10 protein-coding genes are annotated in these 7,053 nt (G+C 63.8%); 4 read left to right on the forward strand and 6 right to left on the reverse strand.

Annotation, left to right across the window (positions count from 1 at the left end; translation table 11 throughout):
- From EOA60_RS13030 to EOA60_RS13055, 6 genes are all read right to left on the reverse strand, one after another.
- Nucleotides 1-662 (reverse strand): MFS transporter (locus EOA60_RS13030; RefSeq protein WP_245502553.1); only part of this gene is annotated, 662 nt, incomplete at its 3' end.
- A 195-nt stretch (nt 663-857) separates the two neighbouring features.
- Nucleotides 858-1,334 (reverse strand): DUF992 domain-containing protein, encoded by a 477-nt coding sequence (locus EOA60_RS13035; RefSeq protein ID WP_095823451.1) that lies wholly within the window; start codon nt 1,332-1,334, stop codon nt 858-860.
- A gap of 189 nt (nt 1,335-1,523) precedes the next feature.
- Nucleotides 1,524-2,375, reverse strand: a complete 852-nt coding sequence (locus tag EOA60_RS13040) for a tetratricopeptide repeat protein (protein WP_067002613.1) — start codon at nt 2,373-2,375, stop codon at nt 1,524-1,526.
- Nucleotides 2,376-2,511: 136 nt separating this feature from the next.
- Nucleotides 2,512-2,775: a 30S ribosomal protein S21 gene (rpsU, locus tag EOA60_RS13045; protein WP_040969057.1), complete on the reverse strand. Its 264-nt coding sequence runs from the start codon at nt 2,773-2,775 to the stop codon at nt 2,512-2,514.
- 177 nt (nt 2,776-2,952) lie between these two features.
- Entirely contained in the window at nt 2,953-3,339 is a 387-nt protein-coding gene (locus tag EOA60_RS13050) for an SET domain-containing protein-lysine N-methyltransferase (RefSeq protein WP_095781084.1), read from the reverse strand.
- A gap of 108 nt (nt 3,340-3,447) precedes the next feature.
- A complete protein-coding gene (locus EOA60_RS13055) occupies nt 3,448-4,206 on the reverse strand; it encodes an SDR family oxidoreductase (RefSeq protein WP_127334890.1) in 759 nt (252 codons plus the stop codon).
- Nucleotides 4,207-4,459: 253 nt separating this feature from the next.
- On the opposite strand from EOA60_RS13055, the gene EOA60_RS13060 reads away from it, so the two are divergent.
- From EOA60_RS13060 to EOA60_RS13075, 4 genes are all read left to right on the forward strand, one after another.
- The gene (locus EOA60_RS13060; protein ID WP_067002609.1) at nt 4,460-5,713 is read left to right on the forward strand and encodes a sarcosine oxidase subunit beta; all 1,254 of its coding nucleotides are present in this window, start codon (nt 4,460-4,462) and stop codon (nt 5,711-5,713) included.
- 9 nt (nt 5,714-5,722) lie between these two features.
- The gene (locus tag EOA60_RS13065) at nt 5,723-6,133 is read left to right on the forward strand and encodes a hypothetical protein (RefSeq protein ID WP_127334889.1); all 411 of its coding nucleotides are present in this window, start codon (nt 5,723-5,725) and stop codon (nt 6,131-6,133) included.
- Nucleotides 6,133-6,429 (forward strand): sarcosine oxidase subunit delta, encoded by a 297-nt coding sequence (locus EOA60_RS13070; protein WP_067325793.1) that lies wholly within the window; start codon nt 6,133-6,135, stop codon nt 6,427-6,429. Before EOA60_RS13065 ends, EOA60_RS13070 begins: the two co-directional genes overlap by 1 nt.
- Nucleotides 6,426-7,053: 2Fe-2S iron-sulfur cluster-binding protein (locus EOA60_RS13075; protein ID WP_128311445.1), on the forward strand; the 628-nt coding region annotated here is incomplete at its 3' end. The genes EOA60_RS13070 and EOA60_RS13075, both read left to right, overlap by 4 nt.

Here is a 7,053-nt window from a genome sequence, read left to right on the forward strand (position 1 = left end):
GGATAGGGAAAGGGCGGCGCCGTGCCTCTGCCCGCCTGCGGCCTCGTCGCCTCCGGCGTGTCCAGCACGATAAAACTCGCCAGCGCCATCGCCGCGCCGCCGACAGTGAAGACGCCAAAGGCCCAGCGCCATGACAGGAACTCGGTCATAACAGCGCCGAGCATCGGTCCGCTGAAGGCGGCGACGCCCCAGATCGCCGACATGATGCCGAAGAGCTGCGGCCAGATGTTGCGCGGAAAGAGACGCTCGACCGAAACGAAGGCGAGCGACACCAGCGCGCCGCCGCCAAGTCCCTCGACCAGCCGCCCGGCGAGGAAGAACGGCATGGAGGGTGCCGCCGCGCAGATCAGCGCGCCTGCCGCGTAGAGCAGGGCGGCGACCATCATGTTGGAGCGCAGCGCGACATAGCTCACCAGCCGCCCGGCCGCGGCACCAGCGACGATGGCGCCGAGCTCATAGATCGCCAGCGACCAGCCAACGAGCTGCACGCCGGCCAGCTCGCCGACCATGGCCGGCATCACCGTCGCCACCATAGTCTCATTGGTGGCATGCAGCAGGATGCCGAGACTGACGAAGCAGAAACGCGCCAGGTCGCCGCTTGCCCACAGCGCTCGCCAGTCCACCTTGTTGCCGGCCACCTTGCCGCCGCCTGCTGCCGTCACGTCGATCTCCCGCTTGTTTTCCGCAACCTCATCCGCATTGCGAACGAAGCGCCAGATCCAGTTCGGCAGGGCTTGTAGAACCTCAAGCGCAGTTGAGCTCAAGAGGCTTTTTCGGCGATGTCAGCGAGCAGCGCGCCAAAAATTCGGCCCGGAACGAGCGTCCCGGGCCGTATCGGTGCTAACTGATTTGAAATTTCACTTATAGGAGTGGACGAGGTCCAGCGAAGCCACGGCAACAGCGAGGTTGACGCCGGTCTGTGCCTGGACGCTCAGCGGCTCGAGCATGAAGGCGCCGTCGAGACCACCGACCAAAAGATTGGCGCCGCCGCCGGTCACGACGCTCGCCTCCGCGTTGACGCCGTAATAGCTGCCGGCGAGATCGCCCGCGTCATGGTGGCGGGTGGCGGCGAGAACCGCCCAGACAAGCTGACCTTGATGCGTCCGGCCGATATCGACGCCAAGCTTGGAGATCATGCCCGTATAGAGCTCGGCCGGACCGTGATGATAGGGGCGGAAGACGCAGGACACGCCCTTGTTGGAGGTGATGACGTAACCGGTGCCCCCGTCGATGGTGCAATCGAGCGTGCCGAGCCGGATCGTGCCGGCGCTGACCGGAGAAGCGAGGACCGTGGCGGCAAGCGCGGCGGCGGCACAGGCAAGTGTCTTGATCATCGGAAATGTCCTTTCGCAACAAACGGCCCCGGTTAAACGGTCGAGGTGCGAGGAGCGTTCCGCCCAAAACTTGGCGCGAGCATGGCGAGCCAAAGCATCGCCGTTGGCGGCTGACGGCCAAATCGGCGTGTCAGCGCCGCAATAGACCCATCGCGGGCGACCGGACCCCCGGGCGGCCTTAGCTTCCGATCAGCTGGCGCCGGCCGAGGTGCGCGACAGGCCGTCCTTGGCGGGTTGGTAGTTCGGGTCGAGGTGGACAGCCTCGCGGTAGGACTTGGCCGCCCTTTCCTTGTCGCCGCGTCGCTCGTAGATCAGCGCCTGGTTGGCCCAGGCCTCGGCGTTCTTGCCGTCGAGCTTGATGGCCATGTTGAAGTCGGCGAAGGCGTTGTCCTCGTCATTCATGGCGAGATAGGACAGGCCGCGGCCGTTGTAGGGCTCGGCTGCGTCCGGCGCCAGCGAGATGGCGGTCGAGAAATCCTCGATGGCGAACTTGTGCTGGCCCTGGCTCTGATAGATCAGGCCGCGATTGTGGTAGGCGCGGGCGTCGGTCGTGTCGAGTTGGATCGCCTTCTGGAAATCGTTGAACGCGTCGTTGACGCGGCCGGCCTTGCGATAGAGATTGCCGCGGCCGATATAGGCGGCGTCGTAATTGGCGTTGATCTGGATCGAGCGGTTATAGTCGGCAAGCGCTGCTTGCTGGTTGCCGAGGAAACGCTGGATGAGCGCCCGGTTCGAATAGGCCTGATAGAAGTTCGGATTGAGCTGGATGGCGGTGTCGAAATCCTTGAGCGCCGCCTGGTACTGGCCGCCGCGGCCATAGGCCGAGCCGCGCACATTGTAGCCCTCGGGATCCTGAGGATTGCGCTGGATGACAGCCGACAGCGAGGAGATGTTCTCGGTCGAGCCTTGCGCCTTGTCGATATTGTTGAACTCCCCCGTCGGGGCGGTCTGGCATGCTGCAAGGGTCAGGCCCGAAAGCAGGGCCGCCGTCAGGGCGAAGCCGCGAAAAGCGGTTCTGCGCTCCACGGTAATTGCGTTCATCTCAGTCCTCACTGGCGCCGCGCCGTCAGGTCCGTTCCCTCTCCGAACCGGCTCGAACGCATAAACAAAAAGGTGGCGGCGATTCCGCATCGCGCCACCCTCGGTATCCTTCGAAAAGGACGAAAAATTGACGGTATCAGCGCGGCGAACGCGATGCGCCGGCAGCACCAGCCGGAGCCGGGCGCGGGGTCATCGGCAGCAGGCCTTCGCGCTGGGCGCGCTTGCGGGCCAGCTTGCGGGCGCGGCGGACGGCTTCCGCCTTCTCGCGGGCACGCTTCTCGGACGGCTTTTCGTAGTGACCGCGCATCTTCATTTCGCGGAAAATACCTTCGCGCTGCATCTTCTTCTTCAGCGCGCGAAGCGCCTGATCAACGTTGTTGTCGCGGACGAGTACCTGCACGTGCAATCCTGTCTTCGGGTTTGAAATCTCAGGCAAGCAGCCCATAGCCGCATGCCTCCGCAGTGACCTGCACCGCGAATTGTGCCGGCTGATAGCAGAATCAGGCCGTGCTGTCCACCGTTGATTGCAGGAAACCGCGATCGGAAGCCCGAGCGCCGTGCCTTGCCGGTCTGAGCCTTAGGCGGTCGCCAGATGCAGACGGGCGAAATCCTCAAAGAATTCGCCATAGTCGCAAGTGATTTCCTCGCCGGCCGCGATATCCCGGGTCGCTGTGGCGCCACCATATTGGGAGAAATCCGTGTTCGGCCGCTCGGAATGGTTCATGAAGCGGCCATTGTCGACCTCATATACCATGAAACCCGGCTTGTCCGGGCTCGGATAGGCGTAGCGGTCGAGCAATTCCTTGAGATGCGGCGGCGCCTTCTCGTATTTCTCCATGGGGATCAGCCGGTCGAAATCGGGATCGAGCCGCCAGATGGAGGCACCTTTCCTGACCGGCTCGGCGGCGAAAACGCCGACGCCTTCGATGGCGCTCTGGGCTACATAGGTTCTGATCAGCAGCATCGTTCCGATCCGTTTTCGACGGGAAACCAAATCGTCAAAACGGACCGGAATGCAAGGCCCCGTCGCGCGATTTCAGCGGATGAGCATGGCTGCCGACCGTCAGATGATTCACGTCCGATTGATCGAGACGCCACCATCGGCAAACAGCGCCGCGCCGGTGGTGAAGCTTGAGGCGTCCGAGGCAAGGTAGAGCGCTGAGCGGGCGATCTCCTCGGGCCGGGCCACACGCTTCAAGGCATGCAGGTTTTCGACGAATGTCCGCGACTCCGGCGTCTTGAACGTCGCTGCGGGCGTGTCGGTGCCGCCGGGCAGCAGCGCGTTGACGCGCAGCCCTTTCGGGCCGTATTCGGCGGCCAGCACCTGCGTCAGCCCGATCAGCCCCGCCTTGGCGGCGGCATAGGCGGCCATGCCCGGCATGCCGGCGGTATAGCCGACGAAGCTCGAGGTGAAGATCAGCGAGCCGCCCCCGCGCTCCAGCATCGCCGGGATCTGGTGCCTGGCGGCGAGGAAGGCGCTGGTCAAATTGGTGTCGATCGTGTCGTGCCAAGTCGCCGGCGCCATCTCCGGTACCGGCGCCATCAAGCCGACGGTGCCCGCATTGTTGAAGGCAATGTCGAGGCCGCCGAACCTTTCGACCGCAAGCTCGACCAGAGCTCTGGCATAGGCTTCGTCCCGGACATCGCCGGCGAGTCCAATTGCGGTTCCACCGGCCGTCTCGATTTCGCCGACGAGTGCATCGAGCTCGGCCCGGCGGCGCGCCGCGACGACGACACTGGCGCCCTGCTCGGCGAACAGACTGGCCGTAGCGCGGCCGATGCCGGAGCTGGCGCCGGTGACGATGGCGACCTTTTCGGTGAGTGCGAACATTTCTCATCCTTTCTCTATGCCGGTCCAGCCGGTGGTGGGATGCTTGGTCGCAAATCGGCATTTCGGCAGCCACCCGAAAGCTGACTTGCCGATCGGAATGCAAGTTGTCGGGCATGCGCCGCGCAGCCGCGGCGCAAAACGGCAAGCGCCGTCGCAAACAGCGCAAGGGTGACTGCACGCTTTCGCTAGTGATACACCACGCGCGCCGGGGAATGCCCGGCCGAGATCCGCGATTTTTGGCGCGAGGCTGAACGTGAAGAAATACTCCGTATTCGCCATTGCCCGCGAGGCGATGCGCGGCCACAAGGGCTGGGAAGAGCAATGGACCTCACCCGAGCCGAAGAAGGAATATGACGTCATCATCGTCGGCGCCGGCGGCCACGGCCTGGCCACCGCCTATTATCTGGCGACCGAGCACGGCATCACCAATGTCGCGGTGCTGGAAAAGGGCTGGCTCGGGGGCGGCAACACCGGCCGCAACACCACCATCATCCGCTCCAACTATCTCTATGACGAAAGCGCCGGCATCTACGACCATGCGCTGAAATTGTGGGACGGACTGAGCCAGGAGCTCAACTACAACGTCATGTATTCGGCGCGCGGCGTCATGATGCTCGCGCACAATGTGCATGACGTCCAGGTGTTCAAGCGCCACATCCATGCCAACCGCCTCAACGGCATCGACAATGAGTGGCTGACGCCGGAACAGGCGAAGGAGTTCTGTCCGCCGCTCAACATTTCCAAGGAGGCGCGCTATCCGGTCATGGGTGCCGCGCTGCAGCGCCGCGGCGGCACGGCGCGCCACGATGCGGTCGCCTGGGGTTATGCGCGCGGCGCCTCGGCGCGCGGCGTGCACATCATCCAGAACTGCGAGGTCACCGGCGTCAAGCGCGCGGCCAACGGCGCGGTCACCGGCGTCGAGACGACGCGCGGCTTCATCGGCGCCAAGAAGGTCGGCGTCGTCGCTGCCGGCCATTCGTCGGTCATCATGGATATGGCCGGCGTGCGCATGCCGTTGGAGAGTTATCCGTTGCAGGCGCTGGTCTCGGAGCCGGTCAAGCCGGTGGTGCCATGCGTCATCATGTCGAACACGGTGCACGCCTATATCTCGCAGTCGGACAAGGGCGAGCTGGTCATCGGCGCCGGCACCGACCAGTATATCTCCTATTCGCAAACCGGCGGCCTGCACATCCTGCAGCACACGCTCGACGCCATCTGCGAAATGTTCCCGATCTTCACCCGCATGAAGATGCTGCGCTCCTGGGGCGGCATCGTCGATGTGACCCCCGACCGCTCGCCGATCCTGGCTAAGACGCCGGTCAAGGGCCTCTATGTCAATTGCGGCTGGGGCACGGGCGGCTTCAAGGCGACGCCAGGTTCGGGCAACGTCTTTGCCCACACCATCGCCAGGGACGACCCGCACCCGATCAACGCGCCCTTCACGCTCGAGCGCTTCCGCACCGGTCGTCTCATCGACGAAGCGGCGGCGGCGGCGGTGGCGCACTAAAGAACTGCGATGACGCGCAAAACTCACACCATGCTTTTCGGGTTGGGCCTCGTGGGCGTCACCGTGCTGTTTATACTGTTGTCCGTCAGGGAGATTTTGGTTCGAATAGTTGGGTATGAGGCCAATGGGGTCGATCCCGTCATGTTGGCTATGTTTGTGGTTGTCGGCCTACCTACCTTTTTCTGCGTGTGGGCATTTGCCATACCGAAAATACGCGAAAACGTGTTTCTGAATATCGGTTCCCCAAGAACCTTCTCTGGGCCACGAACGCAGGCTGATGTCGATCGAGCCAAAGTGAATTTGCGGGCGATAGGATTGCTCATTGAAGACCGTACTTCCAAAGAAAATGCTGTGACCGATCGTGGCAGGCCTGAAGGCAATGCACATGGTGGGTCGACCAAATCCAAGAAAGTCGATTGATGCTTCTCATCCGCTGCCCCTATTGCGAGGAAGAGCGCCCGGAACTCGAGTTCCGCAATGCCGGCGAGGCGCATATTGCGCGCCCGACCAACATTGCCGCCGAGAGCGACGACGATTTCGAGAAATTCTTCTTCATCCGCTCGAACCCCAAGGGCGTGATCTATGAGCGCTGGCGGCACATCCATGGCTGCGCGCGCTTTTTCAACGCCGTGCGCGACACCGTGACCGACAAGTTCGTCATGACCTACAAGGCCGGCGAGCCGAAGCCTGCGAAGCTGCCTGGAGCCTCGAAATGAACGCCGCCTTCCGCATTTCCGGCGCCGGGCGTCTCAGCCAGGCGAAGACCGCCTCGTTCAGCTTCGACGGCAAGCAGTATATCGGGATCGAGGGCGACACGCTGGCCTCGGCGCTGCTCGCCAACGGCGTGCATCTCGTCGGCCGCTCCTTCAAGTACCACCGGCCGCGCGGCTTCCTCTCGGCCGGCGCGGAAGAACCCAACGCGCTGGTGCAGATCGTGCGCGACGACGCGCGCAAGACGCCGAATGTGCGGGCGACCGTGCAGGAGCTCTATGACGGGCTGACCGCCCATTCGCAGAACCGCTGGCCCTCGCTCGCCTTCGACGTCGGCGCGGTCAACGACATTGCCTCGCCGATGTTCTCGGCCGGCTTCTACTACAAGACCTTCATGTGGCCGAAGTCGGCCTGGTTGAACTTCTATGAGCCGAAGATCCGCGCGACGGCCGGCCTTGGCGTTTCCCCCGACCGGCCGGATCCCGACCATTATGCGGCGCGCTACGCGCATTGCGACGTGCTGGTGCTGGGCGGCGGTGCGGCCGGCATCACTGCGGCGCTTGCCGCAGCCGAAACCGGCGTGCGGGTGATCCTCGCCGACGAGCAGGCCGAATTCGGCGGCAGCCTGC

Source organism: Mesorhizobium sp. M1A.F.Ca.IN.020.06.1.1, assembly GCF_004023265.1.
Taxonomy (GTDB): domain Bacteria; phylum Pseudomonadota; class Alphaproteobacteria; order Rhizobiales; family Rhizobiaceae; genus Mesorhizobium.

Excerpts from the sequence above, each read along its gene's own strand:
- EOA60_RS13035 (WP_095823451.1), bottom strand. The coding sequence starts at position 1,334 with ATGATCAAGACACTTGCCTGTGCCGCCGCCGCGCTTGCCGCCACGGTC.
- EOA60_RS13040 (WP_067002613.1), bottom strand. The coding sequence starts at position 2,375 with ATGAACGCAATTACCGTGGAGCGCAGAACCGCTTTTCGCGGCTTCGCC.
- EOA60_RS13050 (WP_095781084.1), bottom strand. The coding sequence starts at position 3,339 with ATGCTGCTGATCAGAACCTATGTAGCCCAGAGCGCCATCGAAGGCGTC.
- EOA60_RS13055 (WP_127334890.1), bottom strand. The coding sequence starts at position 4,206 with ATGTTCGCACTCACCGAAAAGGTCGCCATCGTCACCGGCGCCAGCTCC.
- EOA60_RS13065 (WP_127334889.1), top strand. The coding sequence starts at position 5,723 with ATGACGCGCAAAACTCACACCATGCTTTTCGGGTTGGGCCTCGTGGGC.
- EOA60_RS13070 (WP_067325793.1), top strand. The coding sequence starts at position 6,133 with ATGCTTCTCATCCGCTGCCCCTATTGCGAGGAAGAGCGCCCGGAACTC.